Source organism: Williamsia sp. z34, from assembly GCF_059553395.1.
This window is the reverse complement of the sequence record NZ_JCANWW010000001.1, coordinates 903,694-928,563: the sequence shown is the minus strand read 5'-3', so window position 1 is coordinate 928,563 and position 24,870 is coordinate 903,694. Positions and strand designations below refer to the sequence as shown.

Sequence of the window (24,870 nt, the reverse complement as noted above, 5' to 3'; positions counted from 1 at the left end):
CCCGATGATGTGCCCTCAGTGTGACTCTTGTGTTGCCGCCTGAGCGGTGGTTGGGTCCTGGTCACCTGGTGTTTGGCTCTTGATGTGCCTGCCGGCATCGCATTGATGCGCATGTCTGGTCTTGCAAAAGTTATGCCAACACCAGGTGGGAAGGACCGGCCGATGTGGCTTGATAGGAGCGTGGCAACGCCCCCAACTGAGGATTGCCCACCGACCGGCCCAACCGTCCCTGGTCCCTGTTTCTGAAATCAGGAGGCAACCACCATGGTTGTAGTTGGAGTCGATGTACACAAGAGCTCACACACATTTGTTGCCGTCGATCCCGTCGGCAAAAAGCTAGGCCAACTCACCGCCCCGGCCACCACCGCCGGCCATCATGCCGCGATGCGATGGGCCCACACCCAGTTCGGTACCGACCTGCTCTGGGGCATCGAAGACTGCCGACAGATGTCGACCCGCCTCGAACGCGACCTACTCACCGCCGGCCAGACCGCCGTGCGGGTACCCACCAAAATGATGGCCCACACCCGTGCCTCGGCACGTACCCGCGGCAAATCAGATCCCATCGACGCTCTGGCCGTCGCGCGGGCAGTGCTGCGCGAACCGAACCTGCCCGCCGCCGGCGCCGACCCCCGATCCCGCGAGATACGTCTACTAGTCGATCGACGCGAAGTGTTTGTCGCACAACGCACCTCAACAATCAACCGACTGCTGTGGCGAGTCCATGAAATCAACCCCGCCTACGCCCCCAAACCACGCTCGCTGAGCATGCACAAACACCAACAGATCCTCGCCGCACAGCTGGCCACCGAGACCGGACTGCTGGCCGACATCGCCCGCGAAGAACTCGACGAGATCATCTCCCTGACCACCCGGATCAACACCACGGCCACCGAGATCGGCAAACGAGTCCGCGAACTGGTTCCCTCGCTACTACAGCTACCCGGCTGCGGGGAACTCACCGCAGCCAAAATCGTCGGCGAAACCGCCGGCATCGCCCGCTTCCACTCGGCCGACGCCTACGCCAACTACGCCGGCACCGCCCCCATCCCGGTCTGGTCCGGCAACACCGCCGGCCGCGTCCGGCTACCGCGCTGCGGCAACCGACAACTCACCACCGCCCTGCACCGCATCGCCCTGACCCAAACCCGACTCGAAGACAGCGACGGCTACACCTACTACCGCAAACGCCGCGCCGCCGGCGACTCCACCACCGCAGCCCTCCGAGCACTCCGACGCCGCCTGGTCCGCACCGTCTATCAACGCCTGATCACCGACACTGCGCCCCAACCACGAGCCATTCAGACCGCCGCCGCTTGACATAGGAGCAACTTTTGGCGGTGCCCACCTGGGCTTTTACTCGCCAAAAGGGCACATCATCGGGGTGCGGCAGGGGGTTCGTCAGTGGGTGACGGCGCCGACCGAGGCCGAACGGACGAGCTTGGCGTATTTGGAGAGCACACCCCGCTGATATTTGTGGTCAAGCGGCTGCCAGTCCTGCTTGCGTGACTCGATCTCGTCGTCGTCGACGAGGAGGTCGAGGGTGCGGCCGGCGATGTCGACCCGGATACGGTCACCGTCCCGGATGAAGGCGACCGGTCCCCCGTCGGATGCCTCCGGCGCGATGTGCCCGATGCAGAGTCCGGTGGTGCCACCGGAGAACCGACCATCGGTGAGCAACAACACATCTTTACCCAGGCCGGCGCCCTTGATCGCACCGGTGATCGCCAGCATCTCCCGCATTCCCGGTCCGCCCTTGGGGCCCTCGTACCGGATCACCACCACATCGCCCGCCTGGATCACGCCATCGGCCAGAGCTGCCAACGCACTTTGTTCGCGTTCGAAGACCCGCGCCGGACCCTCGAAGGTGTCGGCGTCGAAGCCGGCCGACTTGACCACCGCGCCCTCCGGGGCCAGTGAGCCGCGCAGAACGGTGATGCCACCGGTCTTGTGAATCGGATTGTCCAGTGCGCGAATGACTTTCCCGTCGAGCGGGCCGATCTCCATCGCGTCCAGATTCTCCGCCATGGTCTTGCCCGTGACGGTGAGTGCGTCACCGTTGAGCAGGTCGGCGTCCAGCAGGGCCTTCATGATGACCGGGATGCCGCCGTGACGGTCGAAGTCGTTCATCACGTACCGGCCGAACGGCTTGAGGTCGCCCAGATGGGGTGTGCGGTCACCGATGCGGTTGAAGTCGTCGAGGTTCAGATCGACCTCGGCCTCATTGGCGATGGCCAGCAGATGCAACACCGCGTTGGTCGATCCACCGAGGGCCATCGTGACGGTGATCGCGTTCTCCATGGCGGGCTTGGTGATGATGTCGCGGGTCGTGATCCCCAGACGCAGCAGGTTGACGACGGCCTCACCCGAGCGATGGGCGAAGGCGTCCCGACGACGATCTGCGGCCGGGGGCGCTGCCGAACCCGGCAGGCTCATCCCGAGCGCCTCGGCGATCGACGCCATGGTGTTGGCGGTGTACATGCCACCGCAGGCACCCTCACCCGGGCAGATGGCCCGCTCGATACGCCCGAGGTCTTCCTCGGACATCTTGCCGGCCCGACAGGCCCCGACCGCCTCGAAGGCGTCGATCAGGGTGACGTCGCGCTCGCTGCCATCGGCAAGCTTGACCCAGCCCGGCGCGATGGTGCCGGCATAAAGGAACACCGAGGCCAGGTCGAGGCGGGCCGCGGCCATCAACATGCCCGGCAACGACTTGTCGCAACCGGCCAGCAGGACCGAGCCGTCGAGGCGTTCGGCCGACATCACGGTCTCGACCGAGTCGGCGATCACCTCACGCGAGACCAGCGAGAAATGCATGCCCTCGTGGCCCATCGAGATGCCGTCGGAGACCGAGATGGTGCCGAACTCCAGCGGGTATCCGCCACCGGCGTGCACGCCCTCCTTACTGGCCTGAGCCAGTCGGTCGAGCGAGAGGTTGCAGGGAGTGATCTCGTTCCACGAACTACCGATGCCGATCTGGGGCTTGTCCCAGTCCTCATCACCCATCCCGACCGCACGAAGCATCCCGCGACTCGGAGCCGCACTGATCCCATCGGTGACGGTGCGGCTACGGGGCTTCATGTCGACCATTGGATCTCCTTGGTGTTGTCGTCGGCCGGCGAGAACCCCCCGCCTGACCCGATCAGTCGTTCCGCACTCAGCCTGCGGTGACCGCTTTCTTACGTCCAGTCTGCTTGGCCGCGGCCTTCCGCGGGGCCGCTTTACGTGCAGGCGTCGGCGCCGCTGCACTGGTTGGCTTCAGGATCTCCGCGAGAAACTTACCCGTGTGACTGAGCGGTTCGGCCGCGACATCCTCAGGGGTTCCTTCGACGACGACCGTGCCGCCACCCGAACCCCCCTCGGGTCCCATGTCGATGACCCAGTCGGCGGTCTTGATGACGTCGAGGTTGTGCTCGATGACAATCACTGAATTGCCCTTGTCGACAAGGCCGTTGATCACGTGGATCAACTTGCGGATGTCTTCGAAGTGCAGACCCGTGGTGGGCTCGTCGAGGATGTAGGCGGTGCGACCGGTCGACCGTTTCTGCAGTTCTGCGGCCAGCTTCACGCGCTGCGCCTCACCGCCGGACAGGGTTGTCGCCGGCTGCCCGAGCCGGACATAGCCGAGCCCGACGTCGTTGAGGGTCTTGAGGTAGCGGTGGATCGAGGTGATCGGCTCGAAGAACTCCGCAGCCACCTCGATGGGCATGTCGAGTACCTCGGAGACGGTCTTGCCCTTGTAGTGGACCTCGAGCGTTTCGCGGTTGTACCGCGCCCCGTGGCAGACCTCGCACGGCACGTAGACGTCGGGCAGGAAGTTCATCTCGATCTTGATCGTGCCCTCGCCCGAACAGGCCTCACAGCGTCCACCCTTGACGTTGAACGAGAACCGTCCCGGCTGATAGCCGCGGACCTTGGCTTCGGTGGTCGCGGCGAACAGGGTGCGGATCTTGTCGAACACACCGGTGTAGGTGGCCGGATTGGATCGCGGGGTACGGCCGATCGGTGACTGGTCGACACGGACCAGCTTGTCGAGGTTGTCCATCCCGTTGATCCGGGTGTGCCGGCCGGGGACCTGACGCGCACCGTTGAGCTTGTTGGCCATCACCGTTGCCAGGATGTCGTTGACAAGTGTGGACTTGCCCGAACCCGAGACCCCGGTGACCGCGGTGAGAACGCCCAGCGGGAACACCACATCGATGTCCTTGAGGTTGTGTTCCCGCGCCCCGACAACGGTCAGCTGCCGTTTGCGGTCGATCGGTCGCCGGGTCTCCGGGACCTCCAGCCGCGAGCGCCCCGACAGGTAGGCGCCGGTGATGGACTCCTCGTTCTTCAGCAGGTCTTTGTAACTGCCACTGTGGACGACCCGGCCGCCGTGTTCACCGGCGTGCGGACCGATGTCGACGATCCAGTCCGCCGACCGGATGGTGTCCTCGTCGTGCTCGACCACGATCAGGGTGTTGCCCAGGTCGCGCAAGCGGGTCAGGGTGTCGATGAGCCGGCGGTTGTCGCGCTGATGCAGGCCGATCGACGGTTCGTCGAGGACGTAGAGAACACCGGCCAGGCCGGAACCGATCTGGGTCGCCAGTCGGATGCGCTGCGCCTCGCCGCCGGACAACGAGCCCGCCGCCCGCGAGAGCGACAGGTACTCCAGTCCGACGTCGAGCAGGAAGCGGATGCGTGACTGCACCTCTTTGAGAACCTGGCCGGCGATGGCCTCCTCGCGCTTCCCGAGCTTGAGGTCGGAGAGGTAGTCGGCGCATTCGGCCACCGACAGGGCACAGACCTCCGCGATCGACTTCTCCCCGAACCGCTGGTGGTCGAGGGTGACGGCCAGGATCTCAGGACGTAGACGGGCACCCTTACAGGTGGGACACGGGATGTCCCGCATGTAGCCCTCGTACCGGTCTTTCATCTGCTCGGACTCGGTCTGTTCCATGCGGCGGTGCAGGAACGACATCACACCTTCGAACTCGGTGTAATACGAACGGGTACGGCCGTACCGGTTCCGGAACTTCACGTGCACCTGGTGGTCACTGCCGTTGAGGATCGCCCGGCGTGCCTTGACCGGCAACTTCTTCCAGGGGGTGTCGGTGTCGAAACCCATGGCGTCGCCGAGTCCGGACAACAACCTCAGGAAGTAGTCGGCGTTGTGGCCACCGGCCCATGGTGCGACGGCACCCTCGGCGAGCGTCAGATCGGAATCCGGGACAACGAGTTCCTCGTCGACCTCCTTGCGGATTCCGAGGCCGTCGCAATCGGGGCAGGCGCCGTAGGGCGAGTTGAACGAGAACGAGCGGGGCTCGAGATCGTCGATGGCGATGGGGTGCCCGTTCGGGCAGGCCATCCGCTCGGAGAACCGGCGCTCACGATCCGGATCGTCTTCTTCGAGATCGACGAAGTCGAGGACGATCACACCGTCGGCCAATCCGAGCGCGGTCTCCACCGAGTCGGTCAGGCGCTGCTTCGCGGAGGCCTTCACCGACAGCCGGTCGACCACCACCTCGATGTCGTGCTTCTCCTGCTTCTTGAGCTTCGGCGGATCGGCCAGCGGATGAACCACACCGTCGATCCGGGCCCGGGAGAAGCCCTGCGTCTGCAAGGTGCCGAACAGGTCGACGAACTCACCCTTGCGGGTCCGCACCACCGGGGCCAGCACCTGGAACCGGATGCCCTCGTCCATCGCGAGCACCTGATCGACGATCTGCTGCGGGGTCTGCTTCTCGATGGCCGCACCACACTCGGGGCAATGTGCCTTGCCTGCGCGCGCGTACAGCAGACGGAGGTAGTCGTAGACCTCGGTGATGGTGCCGACCGTCGACCGCGGGTTGCGGTTGGTCGACTTCTGGTCGATCGACACGGCCGGCGACAGGCCTTCGATGAAGTCGACGTCGGGCTTGTCCATCTGGCCGAGGAACTGCCGGGCGTATGCGGAGAGCGATTCGACGTATCGGCGCTGGCCCTCGGCGAAGATCGTGTCGAACGCCAGGCTCGACTTGCCGGAGCCCGAGAGTCCGGTGAAAACGATCAAACTGTCGCGCGGGAGATCCACGTCGACGCCGCGAAGATTGTGTTCGCGGGCTCCGCGCACGATGAGTCGATCAACCACTGTGGTCCTTTTCGGGGTCAATTTGTACTATGCCAACCGTCACTGATCAGCTGGTGGGCGTGCGCCAGGGGCGTACCCGGCAATGCTAGAGGCACCTACTGACAAGATACCGGTGGCAACAAACGGCACCGGCCACCCGCGCTGGCGGCGCCGCGGCCTCAAACCTTCTGACCTGCGAAAACACGCACCACCCAGAGTGTGAGCAAGGCAACGATCACAAAGGGCAACCAGACCGCCGACATACCTATTCCGCGGTAGGCGCCGGCACCGGCGAACGCGCCGACGGCCATCGACGACCACAGCAGGAAATGCCGCGCCCAGACCCATCGCGGGCCGCCGAACGCCGCGTCGACCAACCGCTGTGCCGCCTTCACCAGGGTCCCGGTCATGTAGGTCAGGCCCACCGAGACCTCCCCACCTTTCTCGAACACCGAGTTGAGCGCGCCCATCGCCACCGCCACGACCATCAAGGACGCATATCCCGACCATGTGGCGGCGGTCACTGCGGAGACCGCGAGAAGTGTTGTCACCGAGCACAACACCGCGATCCGCCCGTGGGCATCGGCGATGAGCCTACGGACGACCGAGCCGGCGATGACACCGATGACGAACAATCCGATGATCAGCAGACAACGCAGCCCCGCACTGGTCATGTCCTCGACGAACGACGTCGACATCTGTGTGGTGTTGCCGCTCATGAACGAGATGAAGTAGCCCCCGAGGTGGATGAACGCGATCGCATCCAGGTATCCGGCGACCGCGGTCAACGCCGCGGCCAGCGCCAGTTCGCTGCGATCGATCGTCTTCAAGGCCGCACCGTCACAATCCACACTCCTGCCGAGTCCGGCCAACGGGCTCAATTATGCGCCTCCGGTCCGGTTCAACACGCTCGGCGGCCCGACCCGCCACGAATGCCCCTGCCCTGCGTGGCGACACCGTCGGCCACATGCTCCCCGGACAGGACACCGACAAACCCTCATCCGGACGGTTAGGGTTGACCCCATGAGCGCAGCGGCCCCGATTTCCGACACCTACACCGGCGACTTCAGCAATTCGGATGTGCCACAACGCAAGACCACACCGAATGCGACGATCCTCAAACTGTCCGTCGGTCCGATGGACAACAACGTCTACGTCGTCACCTGCCGGGAAACCGGCAAGGGTCTGCTGATCGACGCCGCCAACGACGCCGAGGTCCTGATCGACCTGATCAAGGCACACGGCAACATCGAATCGATCTTCACCACCCACTGGCATCCCGACCACTGGATCGCACTCGAAGAGGTGGTCAAGGCGACCGGATTGCCCACCGCCGCGGGCCGGATCGATGCCCCACCGATCCAGGTTCCCACCGATCGGCTCGTCGACGAGGGCGACATCATCGAGGTCGGCAACCTGAAGCTGGGCACCATCCATGTCAAGGGCCACACCGACGGTTCGATCGCCCTGTTCTTCGACGACGACGTCACCCACCTGTTCACCGGTGACTGCCTGTTCCCCGGCGGCGTGGGCAAGTCGCAGACCCCGGAAGACTTCGAGTCGCTGATCAGCGACGTCAAGACCAAGCTGTTCGACCGATTCGACGACAGCACGATCGTGTACCCCGGGCACGGACTCGACACCACTCTCGGTGCCGAGCGTCCCCATCTGGACGAGTGGCGCGAGCGAGGCTGGTAGAAGTTCGCCCGGCGGGGTACCCACGGAACGTCTATAGGCTCCAAGAGTCCAGTAGCCGAGAAGTTCGACAAGCAGTTTCGACTTAGAACAGTGTCTTTGAGGAGGCCCTTCATGCTGATTCGCCGAATTGCCCGTCCCATGCTCGCAGCAGCGTTCATCGCCACCGGGGTCGAGGTGATCCGACGCCCGGAATCCCTGGCCGAGACCGCGCAGCCCTACATCGACAAGGCGAAGGGTGCGCTGCCACCCACCGCCGCAGATTTCATCCCCTCCGACCCGCAGGTGGTCGTCCGTGTGAACGGCGCCATCCACATCGTCGGCGGTCTGGCCCTGGCCACCGGAAAGTTTCCTCGACTGGCGGCACTGTCGCTGGCGAGCGTTGTCGTCCCGACCACACTGGCCGGACACGACTTCTGGAACGAGACCGACCCGCATGAGCGGGCGGAACAGCAGGCCCACTTCATCCAGAACGTCGGCCTGCTCGGCGGACTGTTGCTCGCGACCGTCGACACCGAAGGCAAACCATCACTCGCCTGGCGTGGACGGAAGGCCGCTGCCGTCGCGGGCGAGAAGGTGGCATCGGCACTGCCCACCGGTTCGTCCGGTTCGGCGACCACAGAGGTACTGACGGACAAGGCCTCACACCTGGCCGGATTGGTGTCCGAACGCACCGGGGAGCTGGCCGAGGTCGCCGCAGATCGAGGTGGCAAGTTCGCCGACGTGGCCTCCGTACGCGCCGCCGAACTGGCACACAAGGCCTCGGAGAAGGCCTCGATCATCGCTGATGTGGCGGTCGAACGTGGGTCCGAGTTCTCCGATGTCGCGGCCAAGCGAGGAGCTGTTCTGGCAGCCATCGCTGCCGACCGGGCCGCCGAACTCGCCGATGTCGCCTCGAAGAAGGGCGAACATCTGACCGTGGTGGCGTCCGAACGGGCGGCCACGCTTTCGAAGGCTGCTGCCAAGAAGCAGGCCAAGCTCGGTAAAGAGGCCGGCAAGAAGCAGGCGAAGTTCGCCAAACTCGCTGCGAAGGAACAGTCCAAGCTCGCGAAGAAGGCGGCCAAGAACCGCTCGGCCGCCAAAGATCTGGCTGCCGAGCGCAGCGCGGAGCTCGCGGATTCGGCAGCCAAGGCATGGGCCTCGACCAACGGCTACGCCGAGCACTACCTGAACACGGTGCGCGACAAGGCGCCCGAGTTGGTCGAGCGCGCCGCCGACGAGCGCGCCCGACTCGCGGCCCTGGCGCGTGAGCAGGCCAAGAAGGCGCAGAAGAAGGCAGAAAAAGCGCTCTAGATCTCTCTGATCCGGTGGGTGCGCGGGCCTCAGCCCAACACCGCGCGTGCCGCGGCCCGCGCGCCCGCCGGATCTGACGTCTGCGAGACCGCTGCCGCTGCACGACGGCAGTCGTCGAGGCTGACCGTGCCGAGCTTCGCGCCGACCCCGGACACCGCGGAGACCGCTGCCGAGAGCGACGTCACACCCAGCCCGACCAGGACACAGGCCAGCAGTGGATCGGCCGCCGCCTCACCACAGACGCCCACCGGTTTGCCCGCCGCTGCACCGGCCGCCGCCGTCCGGGCGACCAGCGACAACACAGCCGGCTGCCAGGGATCGGTCAGCCCGGCGAGATCGCCCGACATCCGGTCGGCGGCCATCGTGTACTGGGCCAGGTCGTTGGTTCCGATCGACAGGAAGTCGACGTGCTCGAGTACCCGTTCGGCCATCAACGCGGCGGCGGGCACCTCGATCATCACGCCCGGCACGAGCCCGCGTTCACGCACTTTCTCGGCGAACCACTTCGCCTCGGCCGGCGTGGCGATCATCGGGGCCATCACCCAGGGCGCCCGTAGGCCCTCCGCCGCGGCCGCCACACCGTCGAGCTGACGCTCGAGTAATCCGTTGTCCCGCAAAGCCATTCGGATACCGCGCACCCCCAGCGCCGGATTCGCCTCATTCGGGTGCGCAGCGAACCGCAGGGGCTTGTCCGAACCCGCATCGAGGGTTCGCAGTACCACCTTGGAGTCGGGAAACGCCGCGATCACCTCGCGGTAGATCGCCGCCTGCTCGTCGACCGTGGGTTCGTGTTCGCGGTCCAGGAAGCAGAGCTCGGTCCGGAACAGACCGACTCCCCCGGCCGCGCTCGCGGCCGCCACCCGCGCGCCCGCGCCGTCCTGGACGTTCGCGAGCACATCGACCCGATGACCATCGGACGTCGCGCCGGGACCGGTCCACGACGCGGTGCGCTCGGCCACCAACCGGTAGGCCGCAACGGCCTGCGCCGCGGCCTCCCGATCCGGTGACACGGTCAGCTCACCGGCACTTCCGTCGATCAGCACCGGCGTTCCGGCGGCGACGGACTCGAGTCCGGACACCGCCACCACACAGGGGATCCCGAGCTGGCGGGCGATGATCGCGGTGTGACTGGTCGGTCCGCCCAGTGAGGTCGCCAGGCCGACGATCAACGTCGGATCGAGTCCTGCGGTGTCGGCCGGGGCAAGGTCTTCGGCCAGGAGCACCGACGGGACCGCCGGCACCGGGACACCAGGTTCGGGCAGACCCAGCAACTCGGCCAGCACCCGATCGCGGATGTCGTTGAGATCGGTCACCCGCTCGGCCATCAGCCCGCCGATCTTGGTGAACATGTCGACGAATTGGGCGGTGGCGGCAACAGCTGCGGCGGCGGCCGAACTGCCACCGGTGATGAGATTCTCGGCCGCGCCCAACCATCCCCGGTCAGTCGCCATCGCAGCGTTGGCCGCAAGCACCTCCGAGGCCGACCCGGTCGCCTTCCCGGCGCGGTCGGCCAGACGCTTCGCCACCGCCGTGGTCGCACCGGCGAACGCCTTGAGCTCTGCGTCCCGTTCCGCTTCGGGCACCGGATCGGTGTCGACAACCGGTTCCACGCGGGGCCCGGGGACCACGGCCGGCCCCAGGACGACCCCGGGCACGACCGGGGTACCCCGCAGAACCCGCCGCGGACTCCCCACCTGCGCTGACATCTTCATCCGACCTCCTCTGGCAACCCAGTACACGTCATGTGACTGGACATCTCCAACGTAGCGATGTGATCTAGATTACGGAAAACTCTTGACAAGGCAATACAGTCGGGCATAAAACAACATAAAGCAACATTTCAAACCACATGCTCGCACATCGCGGCGGGACACACCGGAGGACGGGATGTACCCAGAGGAACGGCAACAGGCGATGGCATCGGTCATCACCCAGAACGGTCGGATGTCAGTCGCCGACCTCGCCGAGCTGTACGCGGTGACCACCGAGACGGTCCGCCGCGACCTGGCCGCACTGGAGCGGCTCGGACTGATCCGGCGGGTTCACGGGGGCGCTGTCCCGGCCTCGGCCCTGACCGCCATCGAGCTCGGCACCACCGAGCGCGAGAACAGCCATGCAGCCGAGAAGGAACGCATCGGCAAGGCCGCCCTCGACCATCTACCGCCGGCCGGTGGCAGCGTGCTGATCGACGCCGGGACCACCGCGGCCCGGTTGGCCGCATACCTGCCCACCGACCAGGATCTGGTTGTCGTCACCAACTCACTGCCGGTTGCCATGCGGGTCAGCGGGCTCGGCGGCCTGCGGTTGCACCTGCTCGGCGGACGCGTCCGCGGCATCACGCAGGCCGTGGTCGGCCACGATGCCCTGCGCACCCTGTCGACGATGCGAATCGACGTCGCGGTGGTCGGGACCAACGGAATCAGCGTGCGCCACGGCCTGTCCACACCGGACAGCGACGAGGCGGCGGTCAAGCGGGCCATGGTCGAATCCGCGCATCAGGTCGTCGTTGTCGCCGACTCGTCGAAGGTCGGTCGTGAGGACCTGATCAGCTTCGCCCCGATCGACCGGGTCGACGTGCTCATCACCGACACCGACATCCCGGATACCGCCCGCGCCGAGTTCACCGACGCCGGCATCGACGTGGTGACGGCATGATCATCACCCTGACCGCGAACCCCAGCATCGACCGGACCGTGACGCTGGCCGAACCACTGCGTCGTGGTGCCGTTCACCGGGCCACCACCGTGACCTCGCACCCGGGCGGCAAGGGCGTCAACGTCGCCCGGGTCATCACCTCCGCCGGACAACGCGCCGTCGCAGTCCTACCCGGGAACCAGAACGAACCACTCCTTGTGGCATTGACCGAAGCCGGTATCGAGCACCGCGCAGTCGCACATTCCGGTGCGGCTCGCGTGAATCTGGCCGTGACCGAACCGGACGGCACCACGACCAAGATCAATGAACCCGGCGCCGCACTGCTGCCCGAGCACCTCGATGCCCTGGCGTCCTGCCTGCGCGATCTCTCGACGTCGGCCGACTGGGTGGTGTTGTCGGGTTCACTGCCACCGGGGGTCCCCGACCGCTGGTACGCCGAACTGGTGGCGACGCTCCGTTCGACCGGAAGCGCCCCGGTCCGGATCGCCGTCGACACCTCCGATGGACCGCTACGCGCACTCGCGGCCGAATTCCCCACGGCCGCACCCGATCTGATCAAGCCCAACGCCGAAGAACTGGGCCAGATCGTCGGGACGGACGGTCTCGAACTCGAGCGCGCCGCCGAAGAGGGCGATCCCTACCCCACCGCCCGCGCCGCGCGATCGCTCATCGAGCGCGGTGGCCCACAGACCGTGCTGGCCACCCTGGGTGCCGCGGGCGCCGTCCTGGTCACCGCGACCGGCGCCTGGCACGCCACCACACCTCCGATCGCGCCGCTCAGCACGGTCGGTGCCGGCGATTCCTCGCTGGCCGGATATCTACTCGCTGATCTGGAAAACGCCGGACCAGCTGACCGCCTCGCCATGGCGGTCGCGTACGGCAGTGCCGCTGCCGCCCTACCGGGCACGGCACTCCCGAGTCCCAGCCACATCAACCCGGACGCGGTGACCGTCACCGCGCTGACCTCGATCCTCGGCAGCTCCTGATGGCTGCACCCGATCCGAAAACCAGCGCCGCGCACCCTGCCGATCGCGCATCTCCAACCTAGGAATCAGCCATGTCGAACCCGACAGTCCACACCGGCCCCACGCCGGCAATCATCACCCCCGAACTGATCACCCTCGATGCCGGACTCGGCACCACCAAAGAGGCGGTCATCGAGGCCCTGGCCGAAAAGCTCGCCGCCGCCGGGCGCACGACCGACGTCGGCAGCCTGCGCGACGCCGCGCTGGCGCGGGAGTCGCAGTCGGCCACCGGACTTCCCGGTGGGATCGCGATCCCGCATTGCCGGGACGAATCCGTCGTCACGGCGTCCCTCGGATTCGCCCGACTCGACCCCAAGGTCGACTTCGGTGCCCCCGACGGGCCGGCCGATCTGGTGTTCCTCATCGCCGCACCCGCCGGGGCCGGTTCCGAACACATGAAACTCCTCACCGCGCTGGCCCGCGCCCTGGTCCGGCCGGAGTTCGTGTCATCGCTGCGGTCGGCCGCCGGTCCGGACGACGTGGTCGCACTGGTCGAGAGCGTCCTGCATCCCGCCCCGGCACCGACTCCCGCAGCCTCTCCGGCGACCGCGCCACCGGCGCCTGCCCCGGACAACACCGGCACACAGACCCCGGGCACCGAGAAGTCGCCCGCCTCACCCACCGGGGCCACCGGTCCGGGCGGGGCCGAGCGCACCATCGTCGCGGTCACCGCCTGCCCCACCGGAATCGCGCACACCTACATGGCCGCCGACTCGCTGACGGCGGCCGGCAAGCGCGCCGGCGTCGAGGTGCTCGTCGAGACCCAGGGGTCGAGCGGCAGCACTCCCCTGTCGTCCGAGGCGATCGCGTCCGCCGACGCGGTGATCTTCGCCACGGATGTCGGGGTGAAGGCCAGAGAACGATTTGCCGGTAAACCGGTGGTCGCATCGGGTGTCAAACGGGCCATCAACGAGCCGGACACGATGATCTCCGAGGCGTTGCGCGCCGCCGATGATCCCGGCGCGGCCAGAGTCGCCGGGTCCGCGACCGCGGACGCCGAACATTCGGGTGGAGGTGGCGGCGACGTCGGCTGGGGCACCCGAGTACGTCAGATCCTGCTGACCGGCGTGAGCTACATGATCCCGTTCGTCGCGGCCGGTGGACTCCTCATCGCACTCGGCTTCCTGTTCGCCGGGTACGAGATCTCCGACACCGCCGCCGACATCACGCTCGACAACTCGCTGACGTCACTGCCCGAGGGCGGCCTGATGACCTACATCGGCGCGGTCCTCTACCAGATCGGCTCCCTGGCCTTCAGCTTCCTGGTGCCCGCGCTGGCCGGTTACATCGCTTTCGCGATCGCCGACCGGCCGGGCCTGGCTCCCGGTTTCACCGCAGGTGCGGTGGCCGTATTCGTCGGAGCCGGGTTCATCGGCGGTCTGGTCGGGGGACTGATCGCCGGTTTCGCCGCCCTCTACATCGGCCGGATACCCGTTCCGCAATGGGCACGCGGCCTGATGCCGGTGGTGATCATCCCGCTGTTCGCCTCACTGGTGGTCGGTCTGTTGATGTTCATCGTGCTCGGCAAACCGCTGGCCTCGATCACCGAGGGACTGACCGATTGGCTCAACAGCCTGTCCGGTTCGTCTGCGATCCTGCTCGGTGTCATCCTCGGACTGATGATGTGCTTCGACCTCGGTGGACCGGTCAACAAAGCGGCGTACGCGTTCGCCGTGGCGGGACTCTCGGTCACCGACGACGCCTCGCTGCGGATCATGGCCGCGGTCATGGCCGCCGGGATGGTGCCGCCGCTGGCGATGGCACTGGCCTCGACCGTCCGGCCCGGGCTCTTCACCGAGGCCGAACGGGAGAACGGCAAGGCCGCCTGGCTACTGGGCGCCTCGTTCATCTCCGAGGGCGCCATCCCATTTGCCGCGGCGGACCCGTTGCGGGTGATCCCGTCGATGATGGCCGGTGGCGCCGTGACCGGTGGGTTGATCATGGCCTTCGACGTCACGCTGAGCGCGCCGCACGGTGGCATCTTCGTCTCGTTCGCGATCGGTGGGATCGTCTGGTTCTTCGTCGCACTCGCCGCGGGCACCGTCGTCTCGGCGATCTGCGTTGTCGCCGCGAAACAGTTCATCCGTCCGCGCAAGTCCGCACCCGACGAGGCCAAGGTCCTCAGCGCGGCCTGACCCTCATCACCCCCTGATCAGCAATCAACAAGTAAACCAAGGAGAAATCATGCCAAGTACCACCGTTGCCGTCGGATCGTCCATCGGCCTGCATGCCCGTCCCGCGGCGACGATCGCCGAGGCAGTGGCCGCCGCCGACGTCCCGGTGACCCTGTCGGTGGCCGGCGGTGAGCCGGTGGACGCCGGTTCGGCGCTGCTGATCATGACGCTCGGTGCCACGGTCGGCACCGAGGTCACCGTGACCTGCGAAGACCAGGCGACCCTCGACAAGATCGCGCAGTTGGTGGCCTCCGACCTCGACGCCTGATCAACGACGAGGACCGCAGCTGTTAGCAGGCCTCAATACTCAGGTCACGTGGTGGGCCGGGAACGTTTACCCGGCCCACCGCGTTATTCTTTGGCACTATTTTTGTGCGCCCATGGCGCGGTCGAATACCCGATTCGGCACGGTGCTGCAGCAAACCGAGGAGGACTGTGTTCGAGGCCGAACAACACCATCTGGATCGCGTATACGGTCGTCTGGACCGGATGCGCCGCAATACCCAGACGCGGTTGGCATCTGCTCTGCGCGACACCGGCGGTACCCCGCAGGCGCGTTCCGAACGCGAATCCTATGAACGTCTCTACAACGACGACCTGACGAAATTCGATGCTGCCGAACACAACCTCTACTTCGGCCGCCTCGACCTCGAGAGCGGCGAGGTCCGCCGGATCGGTCGCATCGGCATCCTCGACGACGACGATCAGGACAGCACGCTCCTGCTCGACTGGCGGGCACCGCTGAGCCGCCCGTTCTACCTCGCGACCCCGGCCTCACCGGAGGACGTCCAGGTCCGCAGCCACGTCCGTACCCGCAATCGCAAGATCACCGCGATCAACACCGAACGCCTCGACGTCACCGAGATCGCCGACGCCGACAGCACCGGGCACGGTGACGTGGTCAACGAGACGGCACTGATCACCGCACTCAATGCCGCCCGCACCGGGCACATGAACGACATCGTCGAAACGATCCAGCGCGAGCAGGACGTCATCATCCGGTCCCCGCACCGCGGCGTGCTGGTGGTCCAGGGTGGACCGGGTACCGGTAAGACCGCGGTTGCCCTGCACCGCGCCGCCTACCTGCTGTACACCTATCGCGAAACCCTCGCTCGCAGTGGTGTTCTCATCATCGGGCCGAACACGACCTTCCTGAAGTACATCGGCCAGGTGCTCCCGTCGCTCGGTGAGAGCGGTGTGCTGCTCTCGACCATCGGCGACCTCTATCCGGGGGTTCGGGCCACCGTCACCGACAACCCGGTGGCATCGACCCGCAAGGGCGACCTGTCCATCGTGGAGGTGTTGAAGCAAGCGGTCCGCGACCGCCAGGAACTGCCGACGTCGCCCATCATCCGCAAGTTCGAGGGCTATGACGTCGCGATCACCAGCAAGGTGATCCAGCGCGCCCGCGGCCGGGCCCGGTCATCGAGACGACCGCACAACCACGCCCGATCGGTCTTCCTGCGGTCGGCGTTCGATGCCCTGGCCCAGCAACATGCCGAACGCATCGGATCCAGTGTGGTCGACGGTTCGCAGTTGTTGAGCGGCACCGACATCGCCGATATCCGCGACGAGATGCGCGAAGACCCGGATATCACTGCGACGCTGGCCCATTTCTGGCCGCAACTCTCCCCGCAGGAGGTCCTGACCGACCTGCTGACCTCACCCGAACGGATCAAGTCCGCCACACCCGGCTGGTCGCAAGCCGACCGTGACGCGCTCCTGCGGACCGAGCGTGGCGGTTTCAGTGCCGCCGATGCACCGCTGCTCGACGAACTGGCCGAGATCATCGGCATCGACAACAACGACGATGAAGAACGCGAACGCGCCCAGTGGCGGCAGAAGCTCTCGGATGCCCAGGACGCACTCGACATCCTGACCGGTTCGGCACCCCAGGATCTCGAGGACGAACTCGACCCGGAAATCCTGATGGCGTATGACCTGATCGATGCCGAACAACTCGCCGCACGCCAGACCAATCGGGTCGCCCTGACCACGGCCGAACGCGCCTACAACGACCGGACCTGGACGTTCGGTCATGTGATCGTCGACGAGGCCCAGGAGCTGTCGGCGATGGCGTGGCGAATGATCATGCGCCGCATCCCGAATCGCTGGATGACCGTCATCGGGGACACCGCTCAGACCGGTGATCCGGCCGGGACCAACTCGTGGGGTGAGGTCCTGACCCCATATGTGGCCCAGCGGTGGCGCAAGTTCGACCTGACGGTCAACTATCGCACGCCCGCCGAGATCATGGCAGTTGCCGCCCCGATCCTCGAACAGATCGACAGCGAGATGTCGGCGCCCACCTCGATCAGGTCGAGCGGACGGCCACCGGTCTTCGAACACACGTCATCCGACAAGCTCGGTGCGGTCGCCGGCCGGCTCGCCACCGAACCTCTCGACGGTATCGCCGCGATCATCGCCCCGGATGATCTGGTGGACGAGATCCGCAGTGCCACCGAGAATCTCGAGGACACCGGAGAGCTGTCCGTGCTCACCGTGGCACAGTGCAAGGGCTTGGAATTCGACCGCACGATCGTGATCGAACCGTCGATGATCGTGCGTCAGTCATCACGTGGATGGGGAGACCTGTACGTCGCGCTCACCCGGGCAACCCAGCAGTTGGCAATTGTGCACAGCGCCGAGTTGCCCGAGCCTCTGCAGCAGGCCGCTCAGACCGTGTGAACGATCAGGACGTCGCACCGCGACTTGCGGGCGACGTCCGCCGGGACTGATCCCAGCAACCGCCCGGCGATCGAGTTCAGGCCCTTGTTGCCGACCACCAGCAGGTCGGCCTTGGAGACGACCACCAGATTCAAGAGCGCGTCCACCGGCGAGCCGACGACGGGTCGGGTGGCGATATTGACGCCACCGGCCGCGGTCGCCCGCTCCTTGGCCGTCCGAAGGATTTCTTCGGTCGGCGCAGACCCATGTACCTGGTATGCCTCGTCTTTGAGCACATCGGATGCCGCAGAGAAGTCTTTGTCGTCGGTCGGGAAGTACGCACAGGCGATGATCAACTGTGCCCCGTCCCCACTGATCGCCCCCGCTCGTTCCACTGCCTTCATCGACGATTCAGATCCATCGGTTCCCACTACGACGGTCTGGTATGCGCTCATTCATTCCTCCAATAAACGTGCCTGCATAGGAAATCGCTCCACGGCGTTGCCTTCCGAGAAGGGTATATCGACACCTACGGGACACAATTGGGTATCCGGCGAAGCGCACACCGCCGGGCCCGCTGACCTGCGACAACACTTACTGTCACTCGCGTCACATGTATCTGCGGGCCGGCGGTTCGGCTAGGAGATGCCGGCGGCGTCCATACCGCGCAATTCTTTCTTGAGATCGGCTATTTCGTCGCGTAGTCGACCGGCGAGCTCGAACTGCAGATCGCGCGCTGCGTTCATCATCTGATCGGTGAGCGCGGCGATGAGGTCTGCCAGTTCCGCACGCGGCATCGCGGACACGTCCCGGCCCTCGAGAACACCCGACGAGGACGACGCCCGGCCCGGTTCGCCCTGCGCGCGCCGGCCCCGACTGGAGTTGCGGCCGGAACCACCGATGGCGATCGAGTCCTCGGCCTCCTCGTACACCTGGTCGAGAATGTCGGCGATCTTCTTACGCAACGGTTTTGGATCGACACCCATCTTCTTGTTGTAGGCGATCTGCTTCTCGCGGCGACGGTCTGTCTCGTCGATGGCATTGCGCATCGAGTCGGTGATCTTGTCGGCGTACATGTGCACTTCACCGGAGACGTTTCGGGCCGCCCGCCCGATCGTCTGGATGAGGCTGGTGGTACTGCGCAGGAATCCTTCTTTGTCGGCGTCGAGAATCGCGACCAGCGACACCTCGGGTAGGTCCAAACCCTCACGCAGAAGGTTGATTCCGACCAGGACGTCGTAGTCACCGAGCCGCAGCTGCCGCAGGAGTTCGACGCGGCGCAGCGTGTCGACCTCCGAGTGCAGATACCGCACCCGGATACCCATCTCGAGCAGATAGTCGGTGAGGTCTTCCGACATCTTCTTGGTCAGCGTGGTGACCAGTACCCGCTCGTCCTTCTTGGTGCGTTCCCGGATCTCGTGGATCAGGTCGTCGATCTGCCCCTTGGTGGGTTTGACCACCACGTGTGGGTCGACCAGACCGGTCGGCCGGATGACCTGCTCGACGAACTCCCCGTTCGACTGCCCGAGCTCATACGGGCCGGGTGTGGCCGACAGGTAGACCGTCTGACCGATCCGCTCGGTGAACTCACTCCAGGTCAGCGGACGGTTGTCGACGGCCGAAGGCAACCGGAACCCGAAATCCACCAGGTTGCGCTTACGCGACATGTCGCCCTCGTACATGGCGCCGATCTGCGGCACCGTGACATGCGATTCGTCGATGACCATCAAGAAGTCTTCGGGGAAGTAGTCGATCAGCGTGGCGGGCGCCGTACCCGGTCCGCGGCCGTCGATATGCCGTGAATAGTTCTCGATGCCGGAGCAGAAACCGACCTGGCGCATCATCTCAACGTCGTAGTTGGTTCGCATCCGCAGCCGCTGGGCCTCGAGCAGTTTGCCCTTGCCCTCGAGTTCGGCGAGCCGTTCTTCGAGTTCGGCCTCGATGGAGGCGATGGCGCGCTCCATCCGGTCCGGACCGGCCACGTAATGCGTGGCCGGGAAGATCCGCAACTCCTTGACCTCCCGGACCACGTCACCGGTGAGCGGATGGAGGTAGTACAGCGCCTCGATCTCGTCACCGAAGAATTCGATGCGGATCGCCAGTTCCTCGTAAGAGGGGATGATCTCGACGGTGTCACCCCGCACCCGGAAACTGCCGCGGGTGAAGCTGACGTCGTTGCGGCTGTACTGGACGTCCACGAGCAGTCGCAGCAGGGCGTCGCGGTCGACTTCCTGGCCGACCTCGAGTTGTACCGAGCGATCGAGGTAGGACTGCGGTGTACCGAGACCGTAGATGCACGACACAGAGGCCACCACGACCACGTCACGGCGCGAGAGCAGGTTGGACGTCGCCGAGTGACGAAGCCTCTCGACGTCGTCGTTGATCGACGAGTCCTTCTCGATGTAGGTGTCCGTCTGCGCGATGTACGCCTCGGGCTGGTAGTAGTCGTAGTACGAGACGAAATACTCGACGGCGTTGTTGGGCAACATGTCTCGTAACTCGTTGGCCAGCTGCGCGGCGAGGGTCTTGTTGGGGGCCATCACCAGTGTCGGCCGCTGGACCTTCTCGATCAGCCACGCGGTGGTCGCCGATTTACCGGTACCGGTGGCGCCGAGCAACACGATGTCCTTTTCACCCCTGGTCAGGCGCTGCTCGAGCTCCTTGATCGCCGCCGGCTGGTCACCGGCCGGTGAGTGATCGCTGACCACCTCGAAGGTGGCTCCCGAACGTTCGATCTCGCCGACCGGGCGGAATTCCGAGTGCGCAACGATCGGATGTTCTGCTGCAAAGGCCATGTCATCAGAGTAAACGCGACCTCCGACACGGCGCGTACGCCGACAGTGAACATCGCACTGGGCTAGGTTGACGCGATGGACGCGATTCATCCGCCCAAACACGAGATCTTCGACGTGCCCGGGAGCACGAACACCGACCCCAAAGGGTTCATCCGCCAGGTGGATGTCTACCGGGCCACCGAGTTCGGCCTGTACATGGACCGGCCGGCCGATCATCGCAAGTTCAGCCGGATACAGTCCTGGCTGCTCCCCGACTTCGGACTCCGGGCCACGATATTCCACTTCCGGCCCGGGTTCGAACGTGACCAACGCCTCTACCTCGACATCGGCGAGTTCACCCGCCCCGACGCCCAAGGGTGCTGGCATTCCGAGGATTGGTACCTCGACCTGATCGAGCGCCCCGAATACCTGGAACTCGAGGACGTCGATGAACTGTTCGACGCCCACGCCGCGGGGATGCTCCCCCGCGAACACGCCGAGGCCGCGGTCCGCATCGCCACCCGCACGATGACCGGCGCAGCCGCGCACGGCAACGACGTCGAGGCCTGGCTCGCCGGCCAGGGCGCCACACTGGTCTGGCAGTGACCCCGGCCGGGCGGTGAACCCTCAGGTCATGGTGTACGTGACACCGAGTTGACCGTCACACCAGCCTGATCGTCACCGCACGCCCGGGGTCGGCGTTGGCATGCACTCCGGGACTGCTCACCGGGAAACCACCGTCCGAGAGCGGATCGATCAGATCTGCGGCCGAGACCCCGGCGGCCGGCGAGATGTCGAGGTCGATGACGTCGACGGCCGCGGATCCGACCACGGAGGTGGGGCCCACGTGTTGTATGTCGGCGATCTTCTCGGCACCGAGCACCCTGAGCCGATTGGCCAGCCGGGTGGCATCGACCGGCCATTGCTCCCGGTAGGCGACCTCCGTCGTCGGTTGCGGCGCGCAGACCCGGGTGCGGACGCCGCGTTCGTACGGCACGAGCCGCTCGTCCCAGAGCGTGGCCGCCAGCGCCGCGAGGTCGTCCGGGGTGCCGCTGTTGTCGAGCCAGACATCTGCGACGGCCCGCCGTTCCTCGACGGTCGCCTGCGACCGGATCCGTGCCCGCGCATCCTCTTCGGGCATGCCGCGCTGTTCGGTCAGCCGCGCCAGCCGGACGTCTTCGTCGGCGTGCACGATGACGACCAGATGGAAGAACGGCGCGGTCCGATTCTCCACCAGCAACGGGATGTCCTGCAGCACGATCGCGTCCGCCGGGGCCGCGTCGAGCAGTTCCGCGGCCCGGGCACCGACCAACGGATGCGTGATGCCGTTGAGAATCTTGCGCTGTTCCTCATCGACAAAGGCCTTGGCCGCCAGCGCCGGCCGATCGAGGGCGCCGTCGGCGAGCAGGATGTCCGCTCCGAACGCCTCGACCAGCTTCGCCAGACCCTCGGACCCGGGCGCCACGACCTCCCGGGCGATGACGTCGGCGTCGATGAGATACGCGCCGCGCTCTGTCAGTGTGCGTGCCACCGTGGATTTTCCGGCGCCGATACCGCCGGTCAGGCCTACTCGAATCACCGACCCAGTGTTGCAGACCGGCCCGCCGTCTTCCCGCATCCACCCACCATCGGCTTATCCGGTGACTCCGGTCAGCTCGTTCGGGGCCGCGGCGAACTCATTCTCGGCGGTGATGTCGCCGGTGCCGAGATCCACCGCGACGATCTTGTTGTTCGCCGGATCGGTGACGTAGGCGGTCGACTCCATCACAAGCAGGGTCGGGCGCGGAGCCTGCCACTCGACCGGCTCGGCCCAGTCCGCGATGACCTCGATCCGCTTGATCGTGGTGCCCGAGACAGGATCGATCACGTGGATATCGCCATCGGTGCCCAGGACCAGCGCTTCACCGTTCGGTCCGCGCCCCAGTGACCGGAAGCTGTAGCTGGTACCCAACTCGACGAGTCTGAGTTCGGCGGTCTGCGTGTTGGTCAAACTGATCCGGGTCGGGCGTTCGAGCTCGGCCTCGGCGTCCACCTTGTAGTCCCCGAGCACCACCGGTGACGTTTCGGTGCCTGCTTGATTACCGATCCGCCCGTAGGTGTGCGGGCTGGTGATCTTCTCGATTGTGTTGCCCTGCACCACCAGAAGGCCGTCCTGACATCCGAATGCGAGCACACCGTCGGCGGCGATGGCCTCACCGTGGACGCCGGGACATCGATCGTTGCTCGCCAGTACCGCGTTGTCGGGGCCGAGAACCTGGACGCCACTGCGGGATTCCTCGGTACCGACGGTGGTCACCAGGGTGCCGTCGGCGCGCGCCACGGCGACACCGTGATGCGCCGGGACCTGATGTCGTTCCGCCTGAGCCTTGCCCCGAGACAGTTCGGCCGGTGCGACCACATCGATGCCACCGGTACCATCTGAGAACAGCGTGGTCCGATCATCGTGTGGCACAACATGTCCCGGCTCTTCCCCGCCGAACGCCAGCGCGGTCATCGCCGGTTGCGCCGTGTAGTGGTGGCGGTGATCGCCGTGCTGACGTGTCCAGGTGCCCATGTCGAGGACGCCGAATCCCCCGGGGCGCGAGACGAACACGTGGCGTCCGTCCCCGGCCGGGTTCAGCCGGATGAATCCCTGTGTTGCAACCTCACCGACCGGGTCCAGATCGTCCGCGTCGACGATCACGATGCCTTCATCATGGGTGAATGCCAGCCGCTTGGTGGCCGAGGTCTGCTCGACGGGTTCAGAACCGGCAGCGGCTTTCTCGGCGGAGGCCCCGGCAGAGGGTGAGGTGGTGTTGTCACCGTCGGCGCCACAGGCGACAAGCAGGCTTCCGGCACAGAGGGCGGTGATCAGTTGGACGGCACGAGTATTTTTCACGCCCACATGGTCCGCCTTAATGACAATCATTGTCAAAAAGGAATAGGTGCATGGCTCGGCTTCTTGGCGTAACCGCGTCCCGCCTACGCACTCGAGCGGTACCGTCGCACTACCCCCACACGGAGCGTCCCGCCTCGCGGGATCGGCGCGTGCTGGATTACCGAGCCGCCCATCTGGTCTCCCGAAGCTCGTCCGAACGCCACTGCCTCCCAGATGGATCGCTCCCCGCGGCGTGATCGACCCATCGGAAGCGAGCAGAATGTTCCCCCCGAACCCGTTGAACACCAGGGACGTACATCAACCATCCCGTCTGCAGCGACGTACCACCGCGGTCACCCTGATGCTCACCGTCGCACTGGTGGGCGCTGCCTGCTCGTCGGATGTCGACACGTCACCGACGACGAGCGATTCGGCGTCGACCAGCGCACTGTTGCCGCTCGACACCGCCGCCATGGACCAAGTGGTCGACGACCTCGCCACCGGGTTCCATGAAGTCGGGATGCTGGTGCTCATCCGAACACCTACGGGTGACTACACCAACGCATGGGGCACCCTCGGAATCGAATCCGACGACGAACCCACCGTCGACACCAGGATTCGGGTCGGCTCGAATACGAAGACCTGGACCGGCACCGCCATCATGCAGATGGTCCAGGAGGGCACGATCTCGGTCGACGACCCGGTCGGCAAATACCGGCCGGATGTCCCGAACGGGGAGAACATCACCATCGGCCACCTTCTCGACATGCGGAGCGGGCTCTACAACTACACCCAGACACTCGAACTGAACACGGCTCTCGACGAGGACACCCAACGGGTCTGGACGCCGGAAGAGCTACTTGCTCTTGCGTTCGAGAACCCGCCGTATTCCGCTCCCGGCGCCGAATATCACTACTCGAACACGAACACCGTCCTGCTCGGACTGATCGCCGAGGCACTCGACGGCAAACCGATCGCCCAGATCTTCGAGGATCGGTTCTTCTCCCAACTCGGCATGACGGGCACGTCGTTTCCTGCCAACACCGACACCGCGCTCCCGGTCCCGTACGTCAGCGGATACTCCTACAGCGGGAACGTCGAGACCCTGGGTGAGGGCAAGGAATCCCTTCCGCCCGAACGCCTGGCGGCGATCGAGGCGGGCACGGTCCAGCCGAGGGTGACGACCAACGACAACCCCTCATGGACGTGGGCCGCGGGGCAGGGCGTCTCCAGCGCCAACGACCTGGCGATCTGGGTGAAGGCCCTGGGCAGCGGCCGGTTGCTCGATGCAAAAACGCAGCAGCTGCGGATGGACAGCATCCAACCCGCCGATCCCGACGACCCCGAGAGCTCGGGATACGGCTACGGCATCGCCCAGATGGGACCACTGATCGGGCACATCGGCGAGATGCCCGGATACAACTCGTTCATGGGCTACGACCCGGTCAACGACGTGACGATGGTGGTCTGGGGCAACCTGGCCCCCACCGCCGACGGGCTCCCGCCGGCGGCCATGGTCGCCAAGTCGCTCGTGCCCTACGTGTACGCCGGATCTGCCGACGACACCGGCGAGGACATCGAGGATGCGGCGGAAGACACCGGCGGCGGCTGAACCCCTGAACCCCTAAACCCCTGAACCCAA

Annotated in this window: 18 protein-coding genes; 10 read left to right on the top strand and 8 right to left on the bottom strand. The window is 65.9% G+C overall.

The window, feature by feature from the left end; all coding sequences use genetic code 11:
- Positions 1 to 264 precede the first annotated feature (264 nt).
- Complete coding sequence (locus AC51GT_RS04340) at positions 265 to 1,320, top strand: IS110 family RNA-guided transposase (RefSeq protein ID WP_496323328.1); 1,056 nt, start codon at positions 265 to 267, stop codon at positions 1,318 to 1,320.
- 81 nt (positions 1,321 to 1,401) lie between these two features.
- Here AC51GT_RS04340 and ilvD read toward each other — a convergent pair whose 3' ends face one another.
- The 3 genes from ilvD to AC51GT_RS04325 form a co-directional block, all read right to left on the bottom strand.
- Entirely contained in the window at positions 1,402 to 3,090 is a 1,689-nt protein-coding gene (ilvD, locus tag AC51GT_RS04335) for a dihydroxy-acid dehydratase (protein ID WP_496327982.1), read from the bottom strand.
- Positions 3,091 to 3,157: 67 nt separating this feature from the next.
- Complete coding sequence (gene uvrA / locus AC51GT_RS04330; RefSeq protein WP_496327981.1) at positions 3,158 to 6,109, bottom strand: excinuclease ABC subunit UvrA; 2,952 nt, start codon at positions 6,107 to 6,109, stop codon at positions 3,158 to 3,160.
- A gap of 158 nt (positions 6,110 to 6,267) precedes the next feature.
- On the bottom strand, positions 6,268 to 6,894 hold the full coding sequence (locus tag AC51GT_RS04325; protein WP_496328012.1) for a YoaK family protein: 627 nt from the start codon (positions 6,892 to 6,894) through the stop codon (positions 6,268 to 6,270).
- 217 nt (positions 6,895 to 7,111) lie between these two features.
- On the opposite strand from AC51GT_RS04325, the gene AC51GT_RS04320 reads away from it, so the two are divergent.
- Both AC51GT_RS04320 and AC51GT_RS04315 read left to right on the top strand, forming a co-directional pair.
- Positions 7,112 to 7,786 (top strand): MBL fold metallo-hydrolase, encoded by a 675-nt coding sequence (locus AC51GT_RS04320; RefSeq protein ID WP_496327224.1) that lies wholly within the window; start codon positions 7,112 to 7,114, stop codon positions 7,784 to 7,786.
- 111 nt (positions 7,787 to 7,897) lie between these two features.
- Positions 7,898 to 9,076: a DoxX family protein gene (locus tag AC51GT_RS04315; protein ID WP_496327225.1), complete on the top strand. Its 1,179-nt coding sequence runs from the start codon at positions 7,898 to 7,900 to the stop codon at positions 9,074 to 9,076.
- A 29-nt stretch (positions 9,077 to 9,105) separates the two neighbouring features.
- Here AC51GT_RS04315 and AC51GT_RS04310 read toward each other — a convergent pair whose 3' ends face one another.
- Complete coding sequence (locus AC51GT_RS04310; RefSeq protein ID WP_496327980.1) at positions 9,106 to 10,788, bottom strand: phosphoenolpyruvate--protein phosphotransferase; 1,683 nt, start codon at positions 10,786 to 10,788, stop codon at positions 9,106 to 9,108.
- 175 nt (positions 10,789 to 10,963) lie between these two features.
- Between AC51GT_RS04310 and AC51GT_RS04305 the strand changes: the two genes are divergently transcribed.
- The 5 genes from AC51GT_RS04305 (at position 10,964) to AC51GT_RS04285 (ending at position 17,618) form a co-directional block, all read left to right on the top strand.
- Entirely contained in the window at positions 10,964 to 11,731 is a 768-nt protein-coding gene (locus tag AC51GT_RS04305) for a DeoR/GlpR family DNA-binding transcription regulator (RefSeq protein ID WP_496327227.1), read from the top strand.
- Positions 11,728 to 12,717: a 1-phosphofructokinase family hexose kinase gene (locus AC51GT_RS04300; protein ID WP_496327979.1), complete on the top strand. Its 990-nt coding sequence runs from the start codon at positions 11,728 to 11,730 to the stop codon at positions 12,715 to 12,717. The genes AC51GT_RS04305 and AC51GT_RS04300 overlap by 4 nt, the downstream gene beginning before the upstream one ends.
- Before the next feature lie 71 nt (positions 12,718 to 12,788).
- On the top strand, positions 12,789 to 14,891 hold the full coding sequence (locus AC51GT_RS04295; RefSeq protein WP_496327229.1) for a PTS fructose transporter subunit IIABC: 2,103 nt from the start codon (positions 12,789 to 12,791) through the stop codon (positions 14,889 to 14,891).
- A gap of 49 nt (positions 14,892 to 14,940) precedes the next feature.
- Positions 14,941 to 15,198 (top strand): HPr family phosphocarrier protein, encoded by a 258-nt coding sequence (locus AC51GT_RS04290; RefSeq protein ID WP_496327230.1) that lies wholly within the window; start codon positions 14,941 to 14,943, stop codon positions 15,196 to 15,198.
- 167 nt (positions 15,199 to 15,365) lie between these two features.
- On the top strand, positions 15,366 to 17,618 hold the full coding sequence (locus AC51GT_RS04285) for a HelD family protein (protein WP_496327978.1): 2,253 nt from the start codon (positions 15,366 to 15,368) through the stop codon (positions 17,616 to 17,618).
- On the opposite strand, the gene AC51GT_RS04280 is transcribed toward AC51GT_RS04285, so the two are convergent.
- Both AC51GT_RS04280 and uvrB read right to left on the bottom strand, forming a co-directional pair.
- Complete coding sequence (locus AC51GT_RS04280; protein ID WP_496327232.1) at positions 17,606 to 18,052, bottom strand: universal stress protein; 447 nt, start codon at positions 18,050 to 18,052, stop codon at positions 17,606 to 17,608. The genes AC51GT_RS04285 and AC51GT_RS04280 overlap by 13 nt on opposite strands.
- Before the next feature lie 183 nt (positions 18,053 to 18,235).
- Positions 18,236 to 20,392, bottom strand: coding sequence for an excinuclease ABC subunit UvrB (uvrB, locus tag AC51GT_RS04275; protein ID WP_496327977.1), 2,157 nt, complete (start codon positions 20,390 to 20,392; stop codon positions 18,236 to 18,238).
- Between the two features lie 75 nt (positions 20,393 to 20,467).
- Between uvrB and AC51GT_RS04270 the strand changes: the two genes are divergently transcribed.
- The gene (locus AC51GT_RS04270) at positions 20,468 to 20,977 is read left to right on the top strand and encodes a ribonuclease FAU-1 family protein (RefSeq protein WP_496327234.1); all 510 of its coding nucleotides are present in this window, start codon (positions 20,468 to 20,470) and stop codon (positions 20,975 to 20,977) included.
- A gap of 55 nt (positions 20,978 to 21,032) precedes the next feature.
- Here the strand turns inward: AC51GT_RS04270 and coaE are convergent, their stop codons facing one another.
- The gene (gene coaE / locus AC51GT_RS04265; RefSeq protein ID WP_496327976.1) at positions 21,033 to 21,950 is read right to left on the bottom strand and encodes a dephospho-CoA kinase; all 918 of its coding nucleotides are present in this window, start codon (positions 21,948 to 21,950) and stop codon (positions 21,033 to 21,035) included.
- Between the two features lie 54 nt (positions 21,951 to 22,004).
- The gene (aztD, locus tag AC51GT_RS04260; RefSeq protein WP_496327975.1) at positions 22,005 to 23,279 is read right to left on the bottom strand and encodes a zinc metallochaperone AztD; all 1,275 of its coding nucleotides are present in this window, start codon (positions 23,277 to 23,279) and stop codon (positions 22,005 to 22,007) included.
- Between the two features lie 229 nt (positions 23,280 to 23,508).
- Between aztD and AC51GT_RS04255 the strand changes: the two genes are divergently transcribed.
- Positions 23,509 to 24,840, top strand: coding sequence for a serine hydrolase domain-containing protein (locus tag AC51GT_RS04255; RefSeq protein ID WP_496327974.1), 1,332 nt, complete (start codon positions 23,509 to 23,511; stop codon positions 24,838 to 24,840).
- Positions 24,841 to 24,870 lie beyond the last annotated feature (30 nt).